Origin of the sequence: Pseudomonas sp. NLJ1, assembly GCF_049486705.1 — a bacterium.
GTDB classification, from domain to species: domain Bacteria; phylum Pseudomonadota; class Gammaproteobacteria; order Pseudomonadales; family Pseudomonadaceae; genus Aquipseudomonas; species Aquipseudomonas inefficax.
The window spans coordinates 3,514,963-3,539,315 of sequence record NZ_CP137735.1 but is presented as its reverse complement, the minus strand read 5'-3'; the positions used below and the strand labels follow the sequence as shown (position 1 = coordinate 3,539,315).

Sequence of the window (24,353 nt, the reverse complement as noted above, 5' to 3'; positions counted from 1 at the left end):
TGTTGGCCGTGAGGGCCCGGTTTTCGCGGGGCTGGAATTTGGTGGATTTTTTGGTGTGCCTCATAGGGTGTCTATAAAAAAATCAGCTAGTTATGGCTTTCGGTGGAATCGAATCGGAACTTGCAGAGGGTTCAGTGAGAGCTACGCATACCCGCGTCAAATGCTAGATAAGGAACGGCAGAAAACGACCCGAATCAGACGCTCGCAACGGATCAGCACTGTTCAGCGGAAGGCATCTCTGAATGAGCGGCGTTTAAATTAGGCTAGATCTTGCCTGATCGATACTAATCTTAAGCAAGACAACTTAATCGAAATCCGGAAAATCCGAGAAAAATGCGAAAGTGGTTTTTGTCGCTTCTTATGGGCCTACAAAAGCCCCGCCCTGCCCTCATGTGGATTATTGGTGAATACGGTCAGATGCATATTTGACAAAGCTTCCTGTGGTGGGTGTTGGTTCTCGATTATTACTATCTGGCTACCGCTTCCATGATGATGAATTAAGTATTCATAAAATTTTTCTTTTAAATTACTTCCTCTCAGAAGTAAATCATCGTCACCTTCCGGTGCGAAATAAGCAAGAAGCGGAGAATCAAGTACAAGGAAACCAGGGTGAGGCAGAGAATTTTCCTGCGCGTACTCAAGCAATCCTAGGCTAACCGCAGCATGCGTAATGGATCGCAACCCTTTTCCGCGACTCCCCCTAGGTTTACCATCGATAATAAAATCGCTCGACCCCTTATCAAACACCACTTTACACTCACCAGGAAAGTTCCAATCATTCAAAATTGAGGAGATCTTGTCTGATAAAGAATTACCAATGGTGTCGGGGATACTGACAACGGCAGTTGTCTTGCCACCAGCCGAACCCCCTTCTTTTTCAAGCAAAAACTTACGCTGAGTCAGTTGTTCGATACGCTCAAAACCACTAATTTTCTTTGACACATCTTGTCGCAGCTCGATCAAGTCTTCATAGTTTATCTTTTCTTCATCTTTACGTGGAGAAAGTGCCTTTTTTAAAGAGACTTCAATCTCAGCATACTCTTTCTGCTGGATTAAGTAGCCTTTGGAAAGCTCCTCACTTTCATTTTTTAGTTCATCAATAGTTCTAACTAGATCGCTCTTGAGTTGTTCAATTTTTTCGATTTCCGCGGAGGCTGCCAGCACAGCCGAGCGCAGAACTGCTTCATCGTCACCTTCGAGATGCTGATCACAAGGTGCAGCACCGCACATAGGGCAGTCTACTTTATCCACATAGATCAGCATGGAGCCACTTTCTTTAATGGCTTCTAAGCGTTCAAGGTCGACGTCATAATGGTCACGCAGGAGGTCAAATCGTGTGAAAAGGTCAGCGATTTCGTCAATTCGCTCAGAAACTAACTGCCGCTGAAACACGTTATTTTGACGTCTATCCATGAGCTCAGAAACCAACCCCTCATTAAGGGCAATTGATTTCCGATATCGCTCTAAAGTAACACCGATTTTTTCAAGCTGTGCTTCAAGTTCTTCGCGTTTGCTATCACCTACGTCATCGGCCAACTCGGATATCAAATCATCGAGCAAGGCAATTTTTCCTGAATTATCGACTACTTTAACTATCGGGGTATTGATTGCCGAGTCATCCATCCCGGTCACAAGCAATTTAACGGTAGCTAATTCAGAGGTTTTCGTGGTGAATTGACCACTCCAAAACGGCGATCCTTTAGTAGCAATCTCTTCTTCTTGTACAATGACTAACCTTGCAATATTTCGGAATCCAAGACTCTGCAACGTGGATTTCGCGCTGCTTTTCAAAACCTTTTTGCCGAGCAGCCCAAGCTTGTTTAGTAGGAACCCCGAAAGGTTGTCTGTAGCTCCGTGAGAGTGAGTAGCCTTTAGAACCGTAGATTCGTCCTGATCGCCCTCGGTCAGTTTGAAGCCTCCGCCATTTAGAGCACGCTCCAAACGCCATTCTTCGCCGGAGCCAGACTCCAAAGACAAAGTAATCCGATCATATCCATCTAACTCATCAATTTTCCTGAGTTCGGAACCACCTAGCATATAATCGATTGTCTCAGCCAGATAGGATTTACCTGTATCTGACGAGCCACAAATCACGTTAAGACCATCAAATAAGTCTATATGTCGCTCACCACTTGGACCGGAGAATTGAACACGACGCAATTGAAAACCACACTCACTCATTATTCAACGCCCCTCTGTTCAAAAACCTGAAACTCACTGGTCCACTTGAATATCCGATGAGTAACCTTCCTAACTTCTTCAGTAGGTGTACTTCCATAAGTCTCATACGCCCACCTAGCCCTTTCCAACAACTTAATCGAATAGTTCGACGTGAGTGAGGATACGAAAGGCTGAGCGGAATCTGTAGCGATGTAACTGAAGCCATCATATGACGCAATCCGGCTCAATAACCCACGCCTAACCATCAGCTTCAACCCTGACTCTATCAATCCTCTACGCACAAGAAGTTCACCGGCTCGCAACGGCAATGGTGCGTGTAGGCTACTTGGCCCCTTAGCATCTTCAGAATGCACTACTAAATAGTCCATCTCTACTAAACGCTGTAAATCCATCGCCATCGGAAAGGCCGCCGTCAGGATAGCTAAAGACCGCACACCGGTTTCCAGAGGACCATTAAAAGGACTCTTTACTGTTGGCTCACTCATTTTCAGGCACCCACGCTAACCGGTCATCATTTGCCAGTTGATGACATATACCTTGACGATCTTGGGTTTTGAAAGCCGAGGCCAGAGCATTTGCTGAAGCAGCAATGGTTGAAGAATGGGTAATAGTGGCCTTCATTCGTGCGAATCCGTCTGTATGGTCATCCTCACAAACATCGACAACCCCATAATAGATTTCATCTTGCAGGGCTGCGAAGGTACCTTCAGGTACTGTATCTCTTGCAAAATTCCTTAGGGACTCGGCGTGATAAAACCTCTCTCTCTGCCGCAGGTAATCTCTCTTGAGTGCTCCATGAGACTCAAGATCAGCCTCACCGGATATAGCCTTGCCCAGATAATTCCCATAAGCATCAAATATTTGCCGAATATACCGACTTTCACTGCCTGCCGGAACTTCCGGAGGTTTCAATGAGTCAGGCCTGAATGGAAGACCACCACCAAACCTCACAGAATGGAACTGGGTACGGCTATGGCCCTCTATTAATTCAACAACAGATTTTGAGGAAAATATGGAGAAATCGAATGCCTGAAAGTAATGGAATAAGTCGCCCGTTAGAGGTATTTCCGTGGTCGACGTTATTCCACTCTTACAGTTTTGATTCCAATTCTCCTCCGCCTTAAACTGCAACTCCTCAGGGTTATTCAGTAGCTGCTCTAAGGTGGTGCCGATGTCTTGAGACCCCGCAAAATAATGCCTGCGCGGGGGAATATAGTACTCTTTGAACGAATAATAAATTATCTTCCCAATTTCCACCCAGATATCACTAGGTCGGAGCGGGTGACCGTACCGTTTGCATTGAAAATTATCCCAGATGCCTTTAAAACCCTCCGGAGAGCAGAAGCCTGCAATGTCCACACCCAAGTCACCTGAACCGCCGAAGCGTCGGACTTTAGTGTATTCAGCCTTGAGGCTACTTCCCCACTCCTCAACAAACTCCTCCCATTCTTCTGGGCTGAAGCTCCGAACGCGTTGGGGTTTTGGTACCGGAATACCACTTACTACATGCATCGCGGATGCAGAGGACGTCCGTTCCCTTGGGATAATTTCTTGTAAATCGATGTCCGAAATCACAATGCTCGCCTGCCATGTTGGAGCAGTGGCCCTTGGGTGTCCGAGGTGCCGATGGTTTCACTCCCCGGCCCCTAAAACGTCCGTGCTGGGAGTGGATCGACGCTAGCAGAATGCCACTGTTTCGTCCATTGCCATGCGCCAGATACCACCTTTCCAAATCGCCCCGAAAAGCTTGATGACCGCCATTGATCTAGACCCAAGCATGTACGGCACTCACACGCTACAGAGAAACCAGGCATGGTTGATCTATCGCTGGACGAAGAAGTTAAGAGCGGTCCAGTTTCTGCTTGGGCACACGAAGCTTGAAAGCGCCGTCAGATACCTGGGAATCAAGGTCGATAATGCCCTAGAAATGACGGAGCAAATGGTAGTCTGACTATAGACCGAAAAAGGGGACAGATTTATTTTTACCGTAGGTTCGAGTGAACGTCACAACCTTCACGAGAACGATTCGAGTATCACTTATTACGTCTCTTGACGCGGGACAGGCCCTAAGTCTATGTTATATCAACGAGCGTCAAAAAAAATAGATCTGCCCCCTTTGAGTCCTTAAACCCACCAAGCCTAGATCCGTGCCGAAAGAAGAGCGCTAAATCAAGCCAGGCTAAAAAAGACTTGAATCTAAGCTGGTTAAGACAGAAGGCCATACGCCTGGCCTAAACACGAACCAGCCTAAGAACCGCACTCGATTAAGTAGTTAACTTCGGCGCTTACCACGGTACCGTACGCGATCAAAATATGCGCGCACAAAAATAAAATATTGCGAGAAACTGATGAGATTAAAAACTGCCATTGACGGCATGGAAGGCATGTACGAGCCGTCTTATTTTTTCATAAAAATTGAAACCACACAAAAACTGGATATCAACATCGATACCCACAGCCAAACATTTATCCATGAGTATATTCACTTCATCCAAGACATTTTCCTTCCTTACTGCATTCGAAATAATGTCAACGAAGTTCACCGTTTTGTCTACATCACTGAGAAGACAAAAAGCGAAAATATACAACGTCCATTCAATGATTGGAGCCCAGAGTTCTTATGCATTGAGCGGCAGCATCAACAAACCTGGGGTTACTCAAAGCCAGTCAAGAAGGCTGCCCCCATAACTGATTACGATGTTAATCACTACACCATTGCGGAAACTGGCGCAAGGGTATTCAAATACACTGCCCTATTAAGTAACGGCTGTCGTTACCCCATCGGCGCAAAGGATATGTTGGAGTATATCGCGCACAAAATCGAATCTAAGCACTGGCCGACAGATCAGCCTGACTTACCTTATAGAACCATGGATTTGGTTTTTGACCAACTAGGATTGGGCACTATACCAGACATGTGCAAAATAGCACTTATTGAGTTTTGCTTGCACAATGACAACCCAATCCATCACCTTTTTCGAACCATCGAAACCATTCAAAACGGAAGTCTTGGACTTAAAGGTGTCGAACAGTGCTACCTACATTTTGACTTCCTTGATTACGTACTCAAGAGGCTTTTGTGGGGGGCTCGAGGCGGATTTGAAGAAACTATTCACTCAAAGCTTAAGCGTCGCCTTGAAACCATTCAAAGCCACATCCAAAAAAAATATCCCGCTGAGCAATTTAAAGATATCAGCGGATGGTTTGACGATGTGATCTCCTACGTCGACAAGAACCTCAAGGGCAGAATGTATTTTGCCGAACTATATGAGAAAGAAAAAAATGATTTTCTCATCGAGATTGATAACCTACTAAAGGCACTCGGGGTTCCTCTAGTTTTCAACTCATTGAATGAACACATCTCCTTACTCCCAGAAAAATACAACAAAGATAGTTTTATTCAGTTTTATACATCCTTCAAGTTCAATGAATTCCTCACTCATTCTGACCAAACATGCCCAATGTGTGAATTCTGTGAAAATTCTACTCCTGAACTCATGTCACCAGACTGCATAGACAATGTAGCGCGCAAGGTTTCCGAAGACAATCAGTGTCCATTCGGGCAGTTTTTAGACAACCATAAAATAAACATAGTTCGATAGGCCCATTCGTATAAGTTTCATCGCACTAGGAAAATTTAATCTCAGCCCGGGCAAGCTCCGCATGCTACAAATGAAGTAGCCATAAAGATCAGCTGGTTATAGCTTTCAGTGGAATCTAATTGGGACTTGCAGAGGAAGCCCGCTCAAAAAGCTAGGTGAGGAACGACAGAAAACGACCCTGAGCAGCCCTTACTGAGGGCTGCCGACAGCAAGAAGCAGCCACCCGCTCTTTGCCTTTCACATTCTGAAGGAGGCATCAGTAGGTCGTTGCTCCGTCATCACGTATCCGCTTTTGAGCAAATAAAGCCCCTTGCTGTAAGCCCGTTCAGACTCAGATACCTTCGGGCGCTGATCATTGGGTATTCTTTTTCACTCTCTTATTAGGTATACGAATCCCCATCCAGACGAATTTCACATCAGAAAATTCTTCTATTTCCGGATTAAAAATCACATCAGCTTTAAAAAGGCATCGTTGAAAAGCCTCCAAGCTTACCACTCCATCTTTCAACTCTTTGTTATAAAAGTGACTATCGAAATCCATTTCGTGAGCATGGTAGTCTTCTTCTGAAACCTGGACAACCCACACCACGCTTAACAGCTCAAAGTAATAGCCGAGCTTGATAGTTCCATCATTAAATTGCTCGCTTGAATATATCTCAGGATCCTCAACCCCTTCAAAGTCGATAGCGGAAAAACTCTGGATACTTTTAAGACAATCTAGCGGAACTCCAACTGCCCCCAAAAATTTTTGAATGGGTGAGTTAGATACGCTCCCAAGACATTCAATTGCAGCATTAGACGCGGCATGCTCCAGATCGTAGCCCCATTTATCAATGAATTCGTCTAATTGATCATTCTTTAGAAATTTATTGTTTGATTTAATGGCCGATGGGTCTGAGGATAACTTCATAAGCTCCATCTCACCCTCAGACAGCGTGAAAACGATATCTCCCCAAGGCTTCCGCTCGACACTGCCTTTGATTCTAGTGAGCCCCAAAGCCTTTGAAGTTAAAAGACTCACATTTTCATACTTCATTAGCGCCGGTACCGTCCCTCCGACACGATAATTTAGAGCATCCCAAATGAGCGTAACGTAAGACGGCCCACCATCAAATGAAGATGACACCACACCAATGACGTTCCCATCCGAGTCCACAACCGGCCCCCCGCTCATACCGCCCATAGTGTCCATGTCTACTTCGATACATGGCGCAGGCATTCGTTCACCACGGCCTTGAGGAAAAGCGGCAGTTACCAACCCTGACGAGACCATCGGACTCACGGAGGCTACTCCATCTTCAACAAAGCAATGCCTAAAGCCAAATGCCCATAAACGCTCACCAACGAGTGGCAACCCAACCCTTAAAGCCCCAAGATTCAGCGGGTACTCAGCCAATGCATCCGAGTTTAGTGTGCAACTCACCAAAGTTAGGTCTGATGGGTTTGTTTTGCCTTCCTCGTACTTACTCTCACGCACTGAATTCCGGCTTTCTTTAGCAAGCCAGCCTCTTGCTCCTGTCGGTAAGAACGTCAGAAATATCGGATGCTTTTCCATAGCCCGTAGCTCATCAAGTACATGGGTTGCAGTCAACAGCAGCCCCGGCGCAACCATCACACCGCTTCCTAAAAATGAGGGGCCGTCATCATCGAAGTAGACGACTGCAACCAATGAGTCACCGGCTTCATGCAAAGAACGCATTGGGCCAATTCCATCATCAGAACTAAAAACCATAGAAGACCATGACAGCTTCAAGTCTGCCAATAACGGATTGTCTTCAGTCACCTTAAAGGAATGCTGTTCGCTCATGCCTAAACTCTATCTCAGTAATATTTTTATTAAATAATTTATCAGGTGCGAAAGTGAGCAATCAGTTAAATACCAAAGCGCACGGAAGGAAAGTTATACTGCAATTGACGAGTTTTTGATACCTCGTTGCAGCACATCGCTTTCTGCCCGATTTCGCTCCAAGTTTAACCCCAACATCCATCATGCCGATCTCGATCTGTCCCGTCATGCTAAGAGCATCCTTTTTCTCCTGCGACTCTGGCGGCATCGTGGAGGCACGCTTTCAGGTGACTTTAACAAGTCTTTAGAGGTTTTGTCTGCATTGGCAAGAGATAACTCCAAGTCTGTCATCAATGCGCTTGGCTCGATAAAGTTGAGTCGTGACCGGCTGCTACCGAACTATTGTGGTTACTCCAGTGCCAATGAGGCGGCTGTGCAACGGTGCCGGAATTAACTGCCACAGCTAGTCTTACTCTACTGAGATCAAGCACTCCATCGTCCGAATTTGCTTAGGCGAGATACTTATGAATACTCTCAATCATGCGCCCGCAATTTCTAATAGAATTTTGTTAAAACACAAACACTACAGTTTCTTCACGCAATTCGCAATTAGGTTGTTCATGGGCGAACCATTTGCGAAATATCCAAGAAGGTGGTTACGCTCTGCAGCCGACAAAGTCCGCGCGCCCATCGCAGACGCCCAACTTCTCCAGTTAGAAGCCCCGGACTTTAATATCCGTGCTCGGATAGCCTTCAGACCGAACGTCTGATCTGGAATCTCTAGTATCTTCGCTGCGACAATTTCGTACGGGGCAGACCGTTCGTAGATTTTCATTACCAAATCTCCGAACTCGTCGGTATTGCTCAAATGATCCTCTACGATTACGGCGAGCCAAAAGAGCTGGTACTCTAGTAGTTCCGCCTCTGAGTAAAGAAGTTCCGCAAAGCCTTCGGCGATAGCGTCCTTGTCGTCCGAGGCAGCTATCAATTTATACAATTGCTTTGCAATATTTGGAAAGCGCAAGTAAAGCGTGGGAATCACCGAGGCGGGAACCGCGTCATTTTCCTGGAGTATTCCTAGGATCAGCTCAACGTCTGCTTCGTCAGCTCGGACATCGAGCAGCAGATCCTCAAGCTCGGAAATTTCCTCGCTTGAAATTTCGTCATCGCCGTCATGCATGCCTTCGTCGTCATCCTTGTCCTCATCTGACCAGTCGCTGCCTGATCCGAAATAAGAATGCTGGCGGTCATCATCCAGAATTTCACGTAGCCTGACACGAATCGTAGATGCTGAATCATTGACGGTAGCGAGGCCAAAATCAAAGCTGGTCTTTGCTGCATTTACGTTCAGCGCCATGCCACCCAGCAAGTCCTGAATTTTGAGGAAGTCGCCTACCAGCGTTTCTCGGGAATCGTCAAATAGATGAATGTCATCCATAAACCGCAATGAGCACGCAGACTTAATCTCACCGGAGCTTTCCACGAAGCTTAGAAAACTGGCCCCAATCATTTTAGTTGGATAAAGACCATGCGGAAGGAAATCAATCGACCTGCCGGAATTGATTTCCCGCATAAAGAAACCAAATGCTTTCGCATCCTCAGGCGTAACGTCTCTTAGATTGGCAAACCAGTTGCTCAGATCATGGTGATAGATCGCGTTGAAGTATGAGGCGATGTCGAAGCTGAGTGAGTGCTTGAAATCGGCGCGTTCGGTGTTGATAGCTCTGGTATAGTCACCGAACGCCTTATGTACCGCTATCGGTGAGCCTTCGAAAAATCGATATCCGAAGGAAACTCGATCAGATTTTTTACGCTCATCGAAAGCTCGCCGATTGCGGTACACCAAATCATAGATGAAGAATGTGCAAACCGGGTCGAGTACGATCGTCCTCCTGAGGTGATGATTCGGTTTTGCCGCGTGCGCACGCTCCTGCCCGAGGAGCTTGTAAGACGCATCGCCCGGCAGGTTGGACAGTGCGCGCTGGACGTACTCCGCCAATTCAGCCCCGGCATTTTCCATCATCAGCTTATTGGTTTTCAGCGGGAAGAGCCCAGACATGAAATCCAGTTCGAAGAACTCGAGGGTATTCACAGTTGCTCCAAAAGAGGGCTAGCAGACAGACCCCACAACGACGTCAAAGCATCTCAGATATTGATCCGAGATGTCTAGGATCGACTCGTACTGTGAGTTTTTCCGGTTTTATGTAGATGACGCTATTCAGACTGGAGGGCAGCAGACGACCCAAGCTGCCTTTCACAGAGCGCAGAGATCTACCTAAAGCAGACATTCCAAACGGCTGTTGAACCGGTGGCGCTTCAATCGTCCGCTGTTGGCCGATCGATGTCCTTCGCGAGATGCATCTATGGGTCGATTGCTGTCAGTCGTGCTTATCAAAATCAGATCCTCGCTCAGAGGTTGAACACCCATGTTTTTTGTAGACGAGAAGCGAGCAGCCGTACGGTCAGCAAATAGTAATACCGCGTCGCCTCGCTGCGTCGACTTAGGCGACGCTCAAGAAACCAATCCATATGCTTTTTCTGCCAAGCCCAAGGAGTCTCCCGCTTCCAGCGATTTGCAATTTCAGCTTGGATAAGCGTTGCCTGCCGCAGATGGCGTTGCCGCGTTGCGTGCGAGCCGGTCAGTACTCCAGACAGGAACAGCTCCATGTCGAATGACTTACTCATACCCGCCCACCGATGTAGGCTGCGATTACATCGACCCGACCGTGCCCCAGTTCATTGCTGATTTGCTTCCGCGCTTCGCGATCAAGGCGCAGATCTTCCTGGCAGCATTGTCCACCGTTAATAGGCGCGCGGTGTTGGGTTATTTGCTCATAGCGCTCACACGCGTACGCCGCTCGTAGCTCATGGAAGCCTTTGAGCTTGTGTGCATGCAGCACGCCCCGCGCTGGGCGGATGATTTCCCGCAGAACATTCAGATAGCTTTCGTCTGGCGCAATTAGGTTGCGGCTACCTGCAGGCGACACCTGCCATGCAAACCCAAGGGCACCTCGAACATGGTCGTCCACTGCAATCCAACGTGGCGCTGAGGCGCCGGCGCGGCCACCTTTGGTGCCATCCTGAATGTTAATCCTGCCTAGGTCGTTAGCCTCACGGCTTAGCCGTGGCAGGTCTGCCAAAATGGCCTCACGCAAGCGCATGCCGGTGGCTCGCGCCAACAGAACGATCGCGGCGGCTCGTAGCTGATGTTTGCTACAAAGCGCATCGACGATCTGCTTAATCTGTTCGCGGTCTTGGCCCTGCGGCACTGAGTGGCGAATCCCGGTGCGCTGCATACCCAACGCCTTGCTCGGACTGGGCAATTTCACGTACTGATCACCGCGAAGCGCTGCCATGGTCCTGTTAACGCTGGATAGCCGGTTTTGTGCGGTGCTGACGGCGAGGTCACCCCGCTCAAGCACGTCACGCAGATACGCCGCATAGTCGGCCAACACCTTCCGGTCAATCTGCCGCGCATCATTGATGCCCGGCCCCTGTTCTGAGCGGCACCACTTCACGAATGCCAGCCAGCGATCACAGTGCGCCTTGACCGTGCCGTAATGGCCACCGCCAAACATGTCTTTCAGCGCCTGCGGCCCTGCATAGCTCAATTGCCTGCCGTAGCCGAAATTACGGCCATCGCGTCTACCTACCAATGCCATGTCGGTCACCTCATCTACCGTTCTCCGATCCTCGCCCCACATCATCCCGCCAAGAATGCTGAGTGTTATCAGGGATCAAGGCCCCTGCGACCTGTGGGGAATGTCCACTACGCGGGACTGGCGGCTCCTTACAACCGGGAGCAAGGGCATCTCATGATCTGGCCTCCTGAGCACCGTTACCGGTGGGCGGGTGGAGGCAGCACTGGCTGACGAGATCAGCGCCTGAAGATCCTGAGCCATGTGCAAGCAGCAATGCGATGACCGGGGCATACCTGACTGTCAGTCAGGTGCAGTCCATTCCTTGGTCTGCGGCACCATCATCTACAGCGCTGTTGCTGGTGACATCGGCGTTTGTCACGCCGATTGTCACGAGGGGGGAATGCCGCAAAGCCTTGTGCGATCGGGGCTGCAGCAGTGGTAGAAGTGCCCGTCTCTTTCCACAGAAAGAGACGGGCACAGGTTGGCGCAATCTTCGGCCAAGCGGATAGGTTGCTGCAGGGCAGCGAGGTACGGAGTATCTGGCGCACGAGCGCTATATGTGTAAGAGCATCCATCACATGGGTAGTGACCGGGCGAGCTGCCGGATGCGAATCGCCCTTGGGGAGAACCACCGCGAGAGCGGCGTGACCTTTAAGGTTCGGGTCACCTGGGGTGCTGTCATCGACAGCGCTTGCACGGCCAGTTCTACGCCTGTGGATAAACTCGGTCAAGGGTCGAAATTGAGCGCTACTTGGGACGTGAAAAGCGGTTATCCACCGGTGGAATTGAGTGGTAAATCCCGGACAACGTCGTGGCTTGTAGTTCTTCAAAGTGAGGTCCATTCAAACAGGGCGGCTTTGCAGCCCTGTTTGAATGGACCCGCGTGAAAGAGCAGCCAGCGCCGATATTGCAGGCTTACCCGCGATTGAATGCGCCATGGCCATTTGGCAAGGCGGCGACGTTATCGCCTACCGGATGGGCAAACTCATGCGGAGTGACATGGCCCGATCTGTTGGCATCGATGTAGTTACTCCACCACGCCATGATCAACCGACGCTGCTCCAGAAATTGGGCCTTGTGGATGTACGCAGCGCGTACGCGGTTACGCTCCTGATGGCTCATCTGCCGCTCAATCGCCGCGTCCGTCCACAGCCCCGATTCGAGCAAGGCGCTACAGGCCATGGTCCTGAAACCATGCCCGCACACGTCCTTGGTGGTGTCGTAGCCCATATTGCGCAGCACCTGGTTAACCGTATTCTCCGACAAGGGTTTCCAGTACCTGTGATCACCGGGCAACACCAGTTCAGAGAACCGATTCAAGCTGCGCAGCCGCTCAAGGATCTCGATGACTTGCGGCGACAGCGGCACTATCTGAATGTCTCCACTCATCTTGGTCCCGCGTGTGGAATAGCGGACGCCTTCAATCGGCTTGCGGGTATCGGGGATCTCCCACATCGCACGTTGCAGGTCGAATTCATCCCACCTAGCAAAGCGCAGTTCGCTGGAGCGCACAAATACATGCAACGTTAGCAGCACTGCGAGCCGGGTCAGTTCGCGACCGGTGTAGTTGTCGATTCGATCCAACAGTTCAGGAAGGCGGTTCAGCGAGAGTGCAGGTCGGTGCACGGTACGCGGCGCTTGAATCGAGCCGGCCAGATCGAGCGCTGGGTTTTGAGTGATCTGCCGCGCCCGCTTCGCTCCCCGCATGATCGTGGATAGATAGTTCTGCACACGCAGCGCAACATCCATGGTGCCGCGATCCTTGATCCGCTGGGTGACCTCAAGGAGATCATGGGTGTCGAGTTCAGCGATAGGCCGCTGACCAATCAGTGGAAACACATGGGTGCGCAACCTGCTCAGCACCGTCTTGGCGTGCCCCTCAGTCCAGCGCCGGGACATTTCGACATGCCACTCCAAGGCGACAGTTTCGAAGAGAAGACTCGCTCGCTGAGCTGCGATCTTGGCCTTCTGCTTTTCTTCCATCGGATCAAGGTTGTCGAGCAACAGAGCCTTGACCTCATCGCGCTTGGTCCTCGCAACAGCCAACGAAACGATGGGGTACTTGCCGATGATCAGCGTGCCTTCCTTGCCGTTGGGTTTGAAATACCGCAGCCGCCAAGTCTTCGAGCCACTGGGCGCGACGTACAGGTACATACCCCCGCCGTCGAACAGTTTGTAAGCACGATCACGCGGTTTGGCCGTACGGCATTTGAGGTCGCTGAGCGGAATGGCTAGACGTGGCATAGGGGTACGTTCTCCATTCAGGAAAGACGCTGTACCCCAAAAATACCCCCGGTTATTGGGGATTTTGTTGGTTCCCGACGGAGGGTCGTGGAAACGAAAAACCGGCCAGAAGGCCGGTTTAGAGGGTTTCCAAAGCATTCAGCGGAATGCAGTGGAGCTGGATGTGGTGCCGGAGACAGGAATCGAACCTGCGACCTTCGCGTTACGAGTGCGCTGCTCTACCGACTGAGCTACACCGGCGTGTAGCGCAACGTACCACTGCTCGCACCCGTTACGCAAACCCCTGTTTCCGCTAGTTTATTGCCTTACCCTCAAGGCGCCTTGCACCCCTTCGGCGCCAGGTCTTCCTCGATGTCGGTCGTACACGCCCACCCGGTAGCCGAACGTGTCAGGGTCAGGGCCTTGCCCAGCACAGTAGCCGGTGCATCCACCAGCGTGCACACGATACTCCCGGTGCCATCCGCCGCCTTGCCGCTAGCCGTGATCGCACAGTGCGCCGTCGCCGGCTGGCCACCCAGCTCGGCCACGCCCGCCACGTCCTTGCCGTCATTCAACCGCAGGTCCATCGCGGTCTTCAGCGCGCTGATCTCCAGCAACCCGGCCGCGGCCTTGGAGCGTGACTGGTGGTTGGTGTACATCGGTAAGGCGATGGTCGCCAGAATGCCGATGATCGCGACAACGATCATCAGTTCGATCAGGGTGATACCGCGTTGCCCTTTCATGAACGTTTCCTTTTTGATACGGGTACTCGTTGAGGTCAGGCTCGACCCCGGCTGGCAGCGGCGCAGTAGGCCTGAACAGACACCTTTTGTCACCCCTGCCCGCTCGGGCGTCGTCTTCGCTGAACTACTCTAGTGAGCATCACGGACACGCGCCCTTGCATGGACGCAGCAAGCTGTTTCCAGGCTTGTCGCACGGGCAGAAAAAGGACCTTTGCATGACCCAATCCACACTCCTCTACTCCTGGCACGGCACCGATGCCAACGGCACGCCGGTCAGTGGCCAAACGCCCGGGCGCAGCCCGGCCTATGTGCGGGCCGGGCTGATCCGCCAGGGCATCAAGGTCGCCAGCTTGCGGCCTGCCGGTGGGCTTAAGTTCAGCTTGCCAAAGCGGCGGGAAAAGGCCGACCCGGCGGGGTTCAGCCGGCAACTGGCGACCTTGCTCAAGGCCGGGGTGCCGTTGTTGCAGGCGTTCGAGGTGATGGGGCGCAGTGGCTGCGATGCGGCGCAGGCGGCATTGCTGGATAGATTGAAACAGGATGTGGCCTCGGGCCTGGGGCTGGCGGATGCGTTGCAGCGCCACCCGGGGTGGTTCGATGGGCTGTACTGCAACCTGGTGCGGGTGGGTGAGCAGTCCGGCACGCTCGACCGGCAACTGGAACAGCTGGCGGGCATGCTGGAGCAGCGTCGGGTGCTGCACAAGAAAGTGCGCAAGGCGATGATCTACCCGCTGATGCTGTTGCTGACGGGGCTGGGGGTGTCGGCGATCCTGTTGCTGGAGGTGATTCCGAAATTCGAGAGCATGTTCTCTGGCATGGGCGTGGCGTTGCCGGCATTTACCCAATGGGTGATCGACTTGTCCACAGGGCTGAGCCGGTTTGCCCCGCTGCTGCTGGTGATGGGTGTGGTACTGGGTTTTGCCATGCGCCAGCTTTACCGGCAGCATGCGCCAGCGCGCCTGTGGATATCTCGCCGGGTGCTGGGCTTGCCGGTGTTCGGCACGCTGCTGGGGCAGGCGGCGCTGGCGCGCTTTGCGCGTAGCCTGGCAACGTCCTATGCCGCCGGGGTGCCGTTGCTGGATGCGCTGGGCACTGTGGCCAGGGTCAGTGGTGGCGACCTGCATCAGCAGGCGGTGTTGCGGCTGCGCCAGGGCATGGCCAATGGGCAGGGGCTGCACCAGGCGATGGCCGCCGAGCCGCTGTTTCCGCCGCTGCTGGTACAACTGACGGCCATCGGCGAATCCAGTGGCACGCTGGACCAGATGCTGGAAAAAGCCGCCAGCTACTACGAGGAACAGGTCGGCCAGGCGCTGGACCAGTTGACCAGTCTGCTGGAGCCGGCCATCGTGCTGGTCCTGGGCCTGCTGGTGGGTGGCCTGGTGGTGGCGATGTACTTGCCGATCTTCCAGTTGGGTAGCTTGATCTGAACATGACTTTATGGACTTTGCTGGCTGAGCAGCCGGCGTATTTTCTCACCCTGGCCACGGTGCTCGGCCTGCTGGTGGGCAGCTTTCTCAATGTGCTGGTGTACCGCCTGCCGATCATGCTGGAGCGGCAATGGCAGCGTGAGGCGCAGGAAATGCTGGAGTTGCCGATCACGCCGCACGAGCGTTTCGACCTGTGGCTACCTGCCTCGCGCTGCCCGCATTGCGCGCATCGAATTCGCGCGTGGGAGAACATTCCGGTCATCAGCTATCTGGCCTTGCGCGGGCGTTGTTCAGCCTGCAAAACCCGCATCAGCCCGCGCTACCCGTTGGTGGAGGTGGCCAGTGCGCTGCTGTCGCTGGTGGTGGCCTGGCGCTTTGGTGTTTCGCCCGAGGCCTTGCTGGCGTTGCCACTGACCTGGTGCCTGCTGGCCCTGAGCCTGATCGATGCCGAACACCAGTTGCTGCCGGATGCGCTGGTGCTGCCGATGCTGTGGCTGGGGCTGATCGTCAACGCCTTCGGCCTCTACGTCCCGCTGAGCAGTGCGCTGTGGGGCGCGGTGGCCGGTTACCTCAGCCTGTGGACGGTGTACTGGGTGTTCAAGCTGGCCACTGGCAAGGAAGGCATGGGCTATGGCGACTTCAAGCTGATGGCGCTGATCGGGGCCTGGGGTGGCTGGCAGGTGTTGCCATTGACCTTGCTGTTGTCATCGGTGGTCGGGGCGCTGGCTGGGCTGTGCCTGCTGCGTCTGCGCCGCCATGCCATGGGCACGGCGATCCCGTTCGGGCCTTATCTGGCGATTGCGGGGTGGATTGCCGTGCTCTGGGGTGATGAAATATACGCTTCATATACACAACTGCTTGGATTCTGATGACCACTGCGGCCTTTACCCCCTGGATTCTCGGCCTGACCGGCGGTATTGGTAGCGGCAAGAGCGCCGCTGCCGAGCGTTTCGTCGAGCTTGGCGTGCACCTGGTCGATGCCGACCAGGCGGCGCGTTGGGTCGTCGAGCCTGGCCGCCCTGCCCTGGCCAGCATCGTCGAGCGCTTCGGCGCCGGTGTGCTGCAGGCGGACGGCCAACTCGATCGTGCCGCCCTGCGCCAGCTGATCTTCGCCGACCCGGCGCAGCGCAAATGGCTGGAGCAATTGCTGCACCCGCTGATCGGGCAGGAAATTTTCAGCTACCTGGCCAAGGCGGAGTCGCCGTATGCGGTTTATGTGTCGCCGCTGCTGATCGAGTCGGGCCAGTACCAGAAAACCCAGCGGGTGCTGGTGATCGATGCGCCGCAGGAGCTGCAGGTGGCGCGTACCCTGGCGCGTGACAACACCAGCGCCGAGCAGGTGCAGGCCATTCTCAAGGCCCAGCTGGCCCGCGAGGAGCGCCTGCGCCATGCCGATGATGTGGTGGTCAATGACGGCGACCTGGCCGCGCTGCATGAGCAGATTGACCGCCTGCACCACTTTTACCTGACTTTACGAGGAGGCCAGCCATGAGCCAGCCATTGACCGTCGATTGCCCGACCTGTGGCGCACCTGTGGAATGGAACGAGAAAAGCCCGTTCCGGCCATTTTGTTCGGACCGTTGCAAGCTGATCGACCTGGGGGCCTGGGCGGCTGAAGAGCACAAGATTCCAGGGGCGGAAGAGTCCGAGGATGAGTTGTATTCTGGGGACTTGGAGCCGCGGCATTGAGCTGATAGCAAGGTGCCCTTCAGGGCCCTTTCGCGGGTAAACCCGCTCCCACAGGTATTGCACCAGCCTTGAAAACCGCAGGGTCCCTTTCAGAGCGGGTTTCACCCGCTCCCACCGGTATTGCATCAGCCTTCAAAACCGTAGGGTCCCTGTCAGAGCGGTTTCACCCGCTCCCACAAATATTGCACCAGCCTTGAAAGCCGCGCGGTCCCTGTGGGAGCGGGTTCACCCGCGAAAGGGCCGGTACAGCCATCACAAATTCACCGCTCATCCTCCTTCCACGGCGCCTGCAGATACCGCGTGCGGTTGAAGGTTTCCAGCCACTCCGGGCAAAACACCACCAGCGCACTGATCACCGTGCCGTTGATGAACGCTTCGGGGAACATCATCAGCCACAGGTAGCCGACAAAATCGCTGAGCCACTCCGGCATGGCGAAGCGCTCGTCCAGCCACAACAGCCCCAGCGCGGTCGACAGGCAGGCCAGTACGGTCAATGCTGCCGGGAAGAACCCTGAACAGAAGATATACACAAACAGGTTCCGCGGCTGGGCGCGCTCGACCCCTATTGCGCACGCCTCGGCTATCAGCACCGGCAGGCCAACCAGCAACAGGCCATTCACCCCCAGCGCCGCCAGGTCGTGGCGCCCCAGCAACAGCAAGCCTAGCTGGGCCATGAACCCGCCAAGCACCGCCAGTGGCCAGTCCAGCAACAGCGTGACCGCCGTCATTCCAATGAAGTGGTACGACACCCCGGTATCGAAATCGCGCCGCACCAACCACAACGCAAACAGGCAGAACACCGTGCCAAACAGCAGATGCTGGCGGCGCCGGTCAGTGAACAGCTCAACCCAGCGCACCTGGCTGGCCGCCCAGATCAGCAACGGCACATAACCCAGCCAGCCAAGCGTAAGGGTGGTGCCGGACAACACCTGCGCGCTGATCACCTGATGAATGCCCCTTGCTACCTTGTGGATAAAGCCGAGTCTACACCCATTCTCCGTTTCATCTGGCAGGGGTCCCGCAACAGTGCCCCGGTGCCGGGCTGATTTCTGCGCACAAACAGCATCTTATCGTCATCGATTAACGTCTAAGCTTGTCCCATGGATGACTCAGACTACCTGCGCCTGCTTACTATCCAGGCCGAACAAGCCAATGCCTTTCTCTCCAACGCCCGCAAGTGGGAGCGGGAGCGTTGGGTGTGCCAACGCCTGTTGCAGGGGCTGAACATCCCCTACCGCAGCGAGGACTTCACCCCGGCCGGGCAAGAACCGCCAGATGTGCTGTTCCGCGACGCGGCCTTCGAGGTGTTTTTCGTGCTCGACGAGGGCCGCCGGCTAAATGATGAATGGCGCGAAGAGCTGCAGCGCCGGCGCAGTGCGTTCTCCCTGGCGCAGCTGGTACGCCGCGAAGCGCGCCCGCGGCGCATCAGTGCCACCGAGCTGCTGGGGCGCCTGGCGCCGACCTTGCGCAAGAAGGCGCACAACTACCGGGAACGCGGGCTGGAGCTGAACGAGCTGGACATCATTGCCTTCGCCAGCCTCAAGCGCGAAGTGCTCGACCTCAACACCCATTTTCCGCCGCCCACCGAATACCTGCGCCAGGGCTGGCGCTCGCTGTCGCTGGTCGGGCCAACCTTTGCCCGGGTGCTGTTCGCCCACCCCGATGCGCCGGACTTCCTGCGCGGTAACTTGGGCCGCAGCATTGTTTTCGACGTGGGCATCAGTCTTTGATCCAGTGCAGCGAGTGTTTGCGATGGCGTAAACTCGGCGCCAGCCATAGAAAGCCTTATCATTTGTTTCATGCGCTTGCGTGAACACTGTAGCGTTTACGCAGTCACAAACGTCTACCTGACGAGGCCCCACCATGACCAGCCGCCTGAATCCGGAAGATCAGCGTCGTGTCGATGAGTATCTGCGAGCCCCCCAGCACCAAGTCGAGCGCCGGCCCTTCCGGCCGTGGCTGCTCCTTGTGCTGGTGGTGGCCGTGACCATCGGGTTGGGTCTCATCAGCCGCCTGCTCAGTGGACTGGTGCTATGAGCCGCTTCGCGCTCGCCCTCCCCTCGTGCAGTTTGCGGCCGGCCCCCGGGGCCACGAATTCCGTAAACCTTATGAGATATCCCAATGACTCATCGCATCGTGATTGTCGGCGGCGGCGCCGGCGGCCTGGAACTGGCGACCCGCCTGGGTAAAAGCCTGGGCAAGCGCAAGCAGGCCGAGATCACCCTGGTCGACGCCAACCTCACGCACATCTGGAAGCCACTGCTGCACGAAGTGGCCGCCGGCTCGCTCAACTCCTCGGAAGACGAACTGAACTACGTGGCCCAGGCCAAGTGGAACCACTTCAACTTCCAGCTGGGTCGCATGAGCGGCCTGGACCGTGAAGGCAAGCAGATTCAACTGGCCGCCACCCTCGATGAAGAGGGCCGCGAGCTGCTGCCTGCGCGCACCCTGGGCTACGACACCCTGGTGATTGCCGTGGGTTCCAACACCAACGACTTCGGTACCCTGGGCGCGGCGCAGCACTGCTTGTTCCTCGACACCCGCAAGCAGGCCGAGCGTTTCCACCAGCAGTTGCTCAACCACTACCTGCGTGCCCATGCCGGTGATGTGGCGAGCGAGAAGATCAGCGTGGCCATCGTCGGTGCCGGTGCCACCGGTGTGGAACTGGCAGCCGAGCTGCATCACGCGGCCCACGAACTGGCGGCCTATGGCCTGGACCGCATCCAGCCCAAGGACATGCACATCACCATTATCGAAGCGGGCCCGCGCGTGTTGCCGGCACTGCCAGAGCGCATCAGCGTGCCGGTGCACAAGACCCTGGAAAAACTCGGGGTGAAGGTGATGACCAACGCCGCAGTCAGTGAAGTGACCGAGGATGGGCTGAAAACCAAGGACGGTGAAGTGATCCAGGCCAGCCTGAAGGTGTGGGCGGCCGGTATCCGTGCGCCGGGCTTCCTCAAGGACATCGATGGGCTAGAAACCAACCGCATCAACCAGCTGGTGGTGCGCCCTACCCTGCAGACCACGCGCGATGACAATATCTTTGCCTTCGGCGACTGCGCTGCCTGCCCGCAACCGGGCAGCGACCGCAACGTGCCGCCACGTGCCCAGGCGGCGCACCAGCAGGCTTCGATGCTGGCGCAGAGTTTGAAGGCGCGGCTGGAGAACAAGGCGCTGCCGACCTACGAGTACAAGGACTACGGCTCGCTGGTGTCGCTGTCGCGCTTCTCGGCGGTGGGCAACCTGATGGGTAACCTGATGGGCAGCGTGAAGCTGGAGGGTTGGCTGGCGCGGATGTTCTACGTGTCGCTGTACCGGATGCACCAGATGGCGTTGTATGGGTTCTTCCGTACGGCGTTGATGATGCTGGGTAGCAAGATTGGTCGGGGTACCGAGCCGCGCCTGAAGCTGCACTGACAGGCGCCAGCATGCCCTGTGGGAGCGGGTTTACCCGCGAATGCGATGGTGAACCTGCTGACGCATTCGCGGGTGAACCCGCTCCCACAGAGGATTGTGTGGGCCCCAAGAGCGCATCTTAATTTCGAGGCAAAAAAAAGGGCATCTCATGCGAGATGCCCTTTTTTTCATGGTGGGTCGTGTAGGATTCGAACCTACGACCAATTGGTTAAAAGCCAACTGCTCTACCAACTGAGCTAACGACCCGGAAATGGTCGGGGTGAGGGGATTCGAACTCCTGACATCCTGCTCCCAAAGCAGGCGCGCTACCGGACTGCGCTACACCCCGTGATACTTAAAGAAAAAGGGCATCTCGCTGAGATGCCCTTTTTACATGGTGGGTCGTGTAGGATTCGAACCTACGACCAATTGGTTAAAAGCCAACTGCTCTACCAACTGAGCTAACGACCCGGAAAATGGTCGGGGTGAGGGGATTCGAACTCCTGACATCCTGCTCCCAAAGCAGGCGCGCTACCGGACTGCGCTACACCCCGAGATTGGCTCCGCGACCTGGACTCGAACCAGGGACCCAATGATTAACAGTCATTTGCTCTACCGACTGAGCTATCGCGGAACTGAACTTCGGTACATCTTTACAGCTTCGAAGCCTGTGTTAGCTTCGGTCTCTTTGGCTATCCGCTTTCGCGTTACAGCTGCTGAGGCCGGCTATTCTACATTCTTCGTTTTGCTTGTCAACCACTTTTTTTCATTCAACTTACTGATTTGTAAGTTGTTTTGCGGTCACCGGTGTTGCTTGTGATTCGCTTAGTGCCTGACAACGCGGCGTATATTAGGGTCACCCGATTTTAGATGCAAGCAAAAATTTCAAAAATTTCAGCAAGTTATCCAGAAAGCCTGAAAAGCCTTGGTTTCGCGGGGCCTGTGCTGGCCTCTTCGCGGGTAAACCCGCTCCCACAGGTGCTGCGCAAGCCTCGAGGCTGTCGGTATTCCTGTGGGAGCGGGCATGCCCGCGAAGGGGCCAGCACAGGAAAACAGGCAAAAAAAAGCCCCGCAGATGCGGGGCTCATGGTGAAACAGATCAGCCAAAGACGATTTCGTCGCCTTCCACCTTGGCAGTAATCGCCGTCCCCGGCATGAACTTGCCTGCCAGGATCAACTGCGCCAACGGGTTTTCGATCCAGCGCTGGATCGCCCGTTTCAGCGGCCGTGCGCCGTACACCGGGTCGTAACCCACGGCAATCAGCTTGTCCAAGGCCTCCGGGCTCAGGCTCAGCGACAGTTCGCGCTCCAGCAGTCGGCTGCGCAGGCGGCCCAGCTGGATTTCGGTAATGCCGGCAATCTGCTCGCGGCCCAGTGGCTCGAACACCACCACTTCGTCGATACGGTTGATGAACTCCGGACGGAAGTGCGCACCCACCGCATCCATCACCGCCGCACGCTGTGCCTCGCGGTCCCCCACCAGTTCCTGGATCTGCGCCGAGCCCAGGTTGGAGGTCATCACGATCACGGTGTTGCGGAAGTCCACGGTGCGCCCGTGGCTGTCGGTCAGGCGGCCGTCTTCCAACACCTGCAGCAGTACGTTGAACACATCCGGGTGGGCCTTCTCCACCTCGTCCAGCAGCACCACCGAGTATGGCTTGCGCCGTACTGCCTCGGTCAGGTAACCGCCCTCTTCATACCCTACATAGCCTGGTGGGGCACCGATCAGGCGAGCCACGGAATGCTTCTCCATGAACTCGGACATGTCGATGCGCACCATCGCCTCTTCAGTGTCGAACAGGAACTCGGCCAAGGCCTTGCACAGCTCGGTCTTGCCCACCCCGGTCGGGCCGAGGAACAGGAACGAACCACTTGGCCGGTTCGGGTCGGACAGCCCGGCACGCGAACGGCGCACGGCGTTGGCCACGGCGGTTACCGCCTCGCCCTGGCCGATCACGCGCTGGTGCAGCAGCTCTTCCATCTTCAGCAGTTTCTCGCGCTCGCCTTCGAGCATCTTGGCCACCGGGATACCGGTCCACTTCGACACCACTTCGGCAATTTCTTCCTCGGTTACCTTGTTGCGCAGCAACTGGTTCTCGGTCTTGCCGTGCTGGTCGACCATTTGCAGGCTGCGCTCCAGGTCCGGGATCACCCCGTACTGCAGCTCGGCCATGCGGCTCAGGTCGCCTTTGCGACGGGCGGTTTCCAGCTCCTGGCGGGCCTGCTCGATCTTTTGCTGGATCTGCGCGGAGCCCTGCACCTCGGCTTTCTCGGAGGCCCAGATTTCTTCCAGGTCGGCGTACTCACGCTCCAGCCGGTCGATTTCCTCGGTCAGCTTCTCCAGGCGCTTTTTCGCCGCTTCGTCTTCTTCCTTCTTCAGCGCCTGCGATTCCACCTTCAGCTGGATCAGGCGACGGTCGAGGCGGTCGAGCACTTCCGGCTTGGAGTCGATCTCCATGCGGATGCGGCTGGCCGCTTCGTCGATCAGGTCGATGGCCTTGTCCGGCAGCTGACGGTCGGTGATGTAGCGGTGGCTGAGCTTGGCCGCGGCAATGATGGCGCCGTCGGTGATGGCCACCTTGTGGTGCACTTCATAGCGCTCTTTCAGGCCACGCAGGATGGCGATGGTGTCTTCCTCGCTCGGCTCCTCGACCAGCACCTTCTGGAAGCGGCGCTCCAGGGCTGCGTCCTTCTCGATGAACTGGCGGTACTCGTTCAGCGTGGTGGCGCCAACGCAGTGCAGCTCGCCACGGGCCAGGGCCGGCTTGAGCATGTTGCCGGCGTCCATGGCGCCCTCGCCTTTGCCGGCGCCGACCATGGTATGCAGTTCGTCGATGAACAGGATGATCTGGCCTTCCTGTTTGGAAAGCTCGTTCAGCAGGCCTTTGAGGCGCTCTTCGAACTCGCCGCGGTACTTGGCACCGGCAATCAGCGCGCCCATGTCCAGCGCCAGCAGGCGCTTGCCCTTGAGGCCGTCGGGCACTTCACCGTTGATGATGCGCTGGGCCAGGCCTTCGGCGATGGCCGTTTTACCTACGCCAGGCTCACCGATCAGCACCGGGTTGTTCTTGGTACGGCGTTGCAGCACCTGCACGGTACGGCGGATTTCGTCGTCACGGCCAATCACCGGGTCCAGCTTGCCTTCTTCGGCGCGCTTGGTCAGGTCGACGGTGTACTTGTCCAGCGCCTGGCGCGACTCCTCGGCGTTGGCATCGTTGACCGCCGCGCCGCCACGCAGGTTGTTGATGGCGTTTTCCAGGGCTTTCTTGCTTACGCCCTGGCCCAGCAACAGCTTGCCGAGCTTGCTGTTCTCGTCCATGGCAGCCAGCAGCACCAGCTCGCTGGAAATGAACTGGTCACCCTTCTGCTGGGCCAGGCGGTCGGCCTGGTTGAGCAGGCGCGCCAGGTCCTGCGACATGTTCACGTCGCCAGTGGGGTTCTGGATTTTCGGTAGCTGGTCGAGTTCTTTCACCAGCGCCTGGCGCAGGCTGTTGATGTCGAAGCCAACCTGCATCAGCAGCGGCTTGATCGAACCGCCCTGCTGCTCGAGCAGTGCCTGCAACAGGTGCACGGGCTCGATGGCGGGGTGGTCCATGCCAACGGCCAGGGATTGGGCATCGGATATTGCAAGCTGCAGCTTGCTGGTCAAACGGTCTATTCGCATGGGG

Annotated in this window: 19 protein-coding genes, 6 tRNA genes and 1 pseudogene; 9 read left to right on the top strand and 17 right to left on the bottom strand. The window is 55.2% G+C overall.

The window, feature by feature from the left end; translation table 11 throughout:
• Nucleotides 1-366: 366 nt before the first annotated feature.
• Genes R9B85_RS15990 through R9B85_RS15980 form a run of 3 tightly spaced genes read right to left on the bottom strand, consistent with a single transcriptional unit; the run spans nucleotide 367 to nucleotide 3,756 of the window.
• A complete protein-coding gene (locus R9B85_RS15990) occupies nucleotides 367-2,181 on the bottom strand; it encodes a hypothetical protein (RefSeq protein WP_423770363.1) in 1,815 nt (604 codons plus the stop codon).
• Complete coding sequence (locus R9B85_RS15985; protein WP_423770362.1) at nucleotides 2,181-2,666, bottom strand: ABC-three component system middle component 2; 486 nt, start codon at nucleotides 2,664-2,666, stop codon at nucleotides 2,181-2,183. The genes R9B85_RS15990 and R9B85_RS15985 overlap by 1 nt, the downstream gene beginning before the upstream one ends.
• A complete protein-coding gene (locus R9B85_RS15980; protein ID WP_423770361.1) occupies nucleotides 2,659-3,756 on the bottom strand; it encodes an ABC-three component system protein in 1,098 nt (365 codons plus the stop codon). Before R9B85_RS15980 ends, R9B85_RS15985 begins: the two co-directional genes overlap by 8 nt.
• A gap of 178 nt (nucleotides 3,757-3,934) precedes the next feature.
• Between R9B85_RS15980 and R9B85_RS15975 the strand changes: the two are divergent.
• Together R9B85_RS15975 and R9B85_RS15970 are read left to right on the top strand one after the other, a co-directional pair.
• A pseudogene (locus R9B85_RS15975) lies at nucleotides 3,935-4,132 on the top strand (integrase); the annotation flags it as partial.
• Between the two features lie 397 nt (nucleotides 4,133-4,529).
• Nucleotides 4,530-5,783: a hypothetical protein gene (locus tag R9B85_RS15970; RefSeq protein WP_423770360.1), complete on the top strand. Its 1,254-nt coding sequence runs from the start codon at nucleotides 4,530-4,532 to the stop codon at nucleotides 5,781-5,783.
• Between the two features lie 352 nt (nucleotides 5,784-6,135).
• On the opposite strand, the gene R9B85_RS15965 is transcribed toward R9B85_RS15970, so the two are convergent.
• The 7 genes from R9B85_RS15965 to R9B85_RS15935 form a co-directional block, all read right to left on the bottom strand.
• On the bottom strand, nucleotides 6,136-7,590 hold the full coding sequence (locus R9B85_RS15965) for a trypsin-like serine peptidase (protein WP_423770359.1): 1,455 nt from the start codon (nucleotides 7,588-7,590) through the stop codon (nucleotides 6,136-6,138).
• A 562-nt stretch (nucleotides 7,591-8,152) separates the two neighbouring features.
• Nucleotides 8,153-9,661 carry an antiviral reverse transcriptase Drt5 gene (gene drt5, locus R9B85_RS15960; protein ID WP_423770358.1) on the bottom strand — a complete coding sequence of 503 codons (1,509 nt, stop codon included), beginning with the start codon at nucleotides 9,659-9,661 and terminating at the stop codon, nucleotides 8,153-8,155.
• A 317-nt stretch (nucleotides 9,662-9,978) separates the two neighbouring features.
• On the bottom strand, nucleotides 9,979-10,254 hold the full coding sequence (locus R9B85_RS15955) for a hypothetical protein (RefSeq protein ID WP_423770357.1): 276 nt from the start codon (nucleotides 10,252-10,254) through the stop codon (nucleotides 9,979-9,981).
• A complete protein-coding gene (locus R9B85_RS15950) occupies nucleotides 10,251-11,231 on the bottom strand; it encodes an integrase domain-containing protein (protein ID WP_423770356.1) in 981 nt (326 codons plus the stop codon). The genes R9B85_RS15955 and R9B85_RS15950 overlap by 4 nt, the downstream gene beginning before the upstream one ends.
• A gap of 894 nt (nucleotides 11,232-12,125) precedes the next feature.
• Entirely contained in the window at nucleotides 12,126-13,454 is a 1,329-nt protein-coding gene (locus R9B85_RS15945; RefSeq protein WP_423770355.1) for a tyrosine-type recombinase/integrase, read from the bottom strand.
• Nucleotides 13,455-13,618: 164 nt separating this feature from the next.
• Nucleotides 13,619-13,694 (bottom strand) — tRNA-Thr (locus R9B85_RS15940).
• Between the two features lie 71 nt (nucleotides 13,695-13,765).
• Complete coding sequence (locus tag R9B85_RS15935) at nucleotides 13,766-14,176, bottom strand: pilin (protein ID WP_112251903.1); 411 nt, start codon at nucleotides 14,174-14,176, stop codon at nucleotides 13,766-13,768.
• A 215-nt stretch (nucleotides 14,177-14,391) separates the two neighbouring features.
• On the opposite strand from R9B85_RS15935, the gene R9B85_RS15930 reads away from it, so the two are divergent.
• Genes R9B85_RS15930 through yacG form a run of 4 tightly spaced genes read left to right on the top strand, consistent with a single transcriptional unit; the run spans nucleotide 14,392 to nucleotide 17,289 of the window.
• Entirely contained in the window at nucleotides 14,392-15,600 is a 1,209-nt protein-coding gene (locus R9B85_RS15930) for a type II secretion system F family protein (protein WP_423770354.1), read from the top strand.
• Nucleotides 15,601-15,602: 2 nt separating this feature from the next.
• Nucleotides 15,603-16,469, top strand: a complete 867-nt coding sequence (locus R9B85_RS15925; protein ID WP_423770353.1) for a prepilin peptidase — start codon at nucleotides 15,603-15,605, stop codon at nucleotides 16,467-16,469.
• Complete coding sequence (coaE, locus tag R9B85_RS15920) at nucleotides 16,469-17,092, top strand: dephospho-CoA kinase (protein WP_112251900.1); 624 nt, start codon at nucleotides 16,469-16,471, stop codon at nucleotides 17,090-17,092. Before R9B85_RS15925 ends, coaE begins: the two co-directional genes overlap by 1 nt.
• Nucleotides 17,089-17,289 (top strand): DNA gyrase inhibitor YacG, encoded by a 201-nt coding sequence (yacG, locus tag R9B85_RS15915; RefSeq protein WP_003260624.1) that lies wholly within the window; start codon nucleotides 17,089-17,091, stop codon nucleotides 17,287-17,289. The genes coaE and yacG overlap by 4 nt, the downstream gene beginning before the upstream one ends.
• Before the next feature lie 260 nt (nucleotides 17,290-17,549).
• On the opposite strand, the gene R9B85_RS15910 is transcribed toward yacG, so the two are convergent.
• Complete coding sequence (locus R9B85_RS15910) at nucleotides 17,550-18,233, bottom strand: energy-coupling factor ABC transporter permease (protein ID WP_423770352.1); 684 nt, start codon at nucleotides 18,231-18,233, stop codon at nucleotides 17,550-17,552.
• 156 nt (nucleotides 18,234-18,389) lie between these two features.
• On the opposite strand from R9B85_RS15910, the gene R9B85_RS15905 reads away from it, so the two are divergent.
• The 3 genes from R9B85_RS15905 to R9B85_RS15895 all read left to right on the top strand — a co-directional run bounded on the left by R9B85_RS15905 (nucleotide 18,390) and on the right by R9B85_RS15895 (nucleotide 20,706).
• Entirely contained in the window at nucleotides 18,390-19,019 is a 630-nt protein-coding gene (locus R9B85_RS15905) for a DUF1780 domain-containing protein (protein ID WP_013970766.1), read from the top strand.
• A 133-nt stretch (nucleotides 19,020-19,152) separates the two neighbouring features.
• Nucleotides 19,153-19,326, top strand: coding sequence for a DUF3094 family protein (locus tag R9B85_RS15900; RefSeq protein WP_013970765.1), 174 nt, complete (start codon nucleotides 19,153-19,155; stop codon nucleotides 19,324-19,326).
• A gap of 84 nt (nucleotides 19,327-19,410) precedes the next feature.
• Entirely contained in the window at nucleotides 19,411-20,706 is a 1,296-nt protein-coding gene (locus tag R9B85_RS15895; RefSeq protein ID WP_025337608.1) for an NAD(P)/FAD-dependent oxidoreductase, read from the top strand.
• Nucleotides 20,707-20,876: 170 nt separating this feature from the next.
• Here R9B85_RS15895 and R9B85_RS15890 read toward each other — a convergent pair.
• The 6 genes from R9B85_RS15890 to clpB all read right to left on the bottom strand — a co-directional run bounded on the left by R9B85_RS15890 (nucleotide 20,877) and on the right by clpB (nucleotide 24,349).
• Nucleotides 20,877-20,952: transfer RNA gene (locus R9B85_RS15890), tRNA-Lys, on the bottom strand.
• Nucleotides 20,953-20,957: 5 nt separating this feature from the next.
• Nucleotides 20,958-21,034: transfer RNA gene (locus R9B85_RS15885), tRNA-Pro, on the bottom strand.
• Between the two features lie 46 nt (nucleotides 21,035-21,080).
• Nucleotides 21,081-21,156, bottom strand: a tRNA-Lys gene (locus R9B85_RS15880).
• Nucleotides 21,157-21,162: 6 nt separating this feature from the next.
• Nucleotides 21,163-21,239 (bottom strand) — tRNA-Pro (locus R9B85_RS15875).
• A 4-nt stretch (nucleotides 21,240-21,243) separates the two neighbouring features.
• Nucleotides 21,244-21,319 (bottom strand) — tRNA-Asn (locus R9B85_RS15870).
• Between the two features lie 465 nt (nucleotides 21,320-21,784).
• Complete coding sequence (gene clpB, locus R9B85_RS15865; RefSeq protein WP_112251897.1) at nucleotides 21,785-24,349, bottom strand: ATP-dependent chaperone ClpB; 2,565 nt, start codon at nucleotides 24,347-24,349, stop codon at nucleotides 21,785-21,787.
• Nucleotides 24,350-24,353 lie beyond the last annotated feature (4 nt).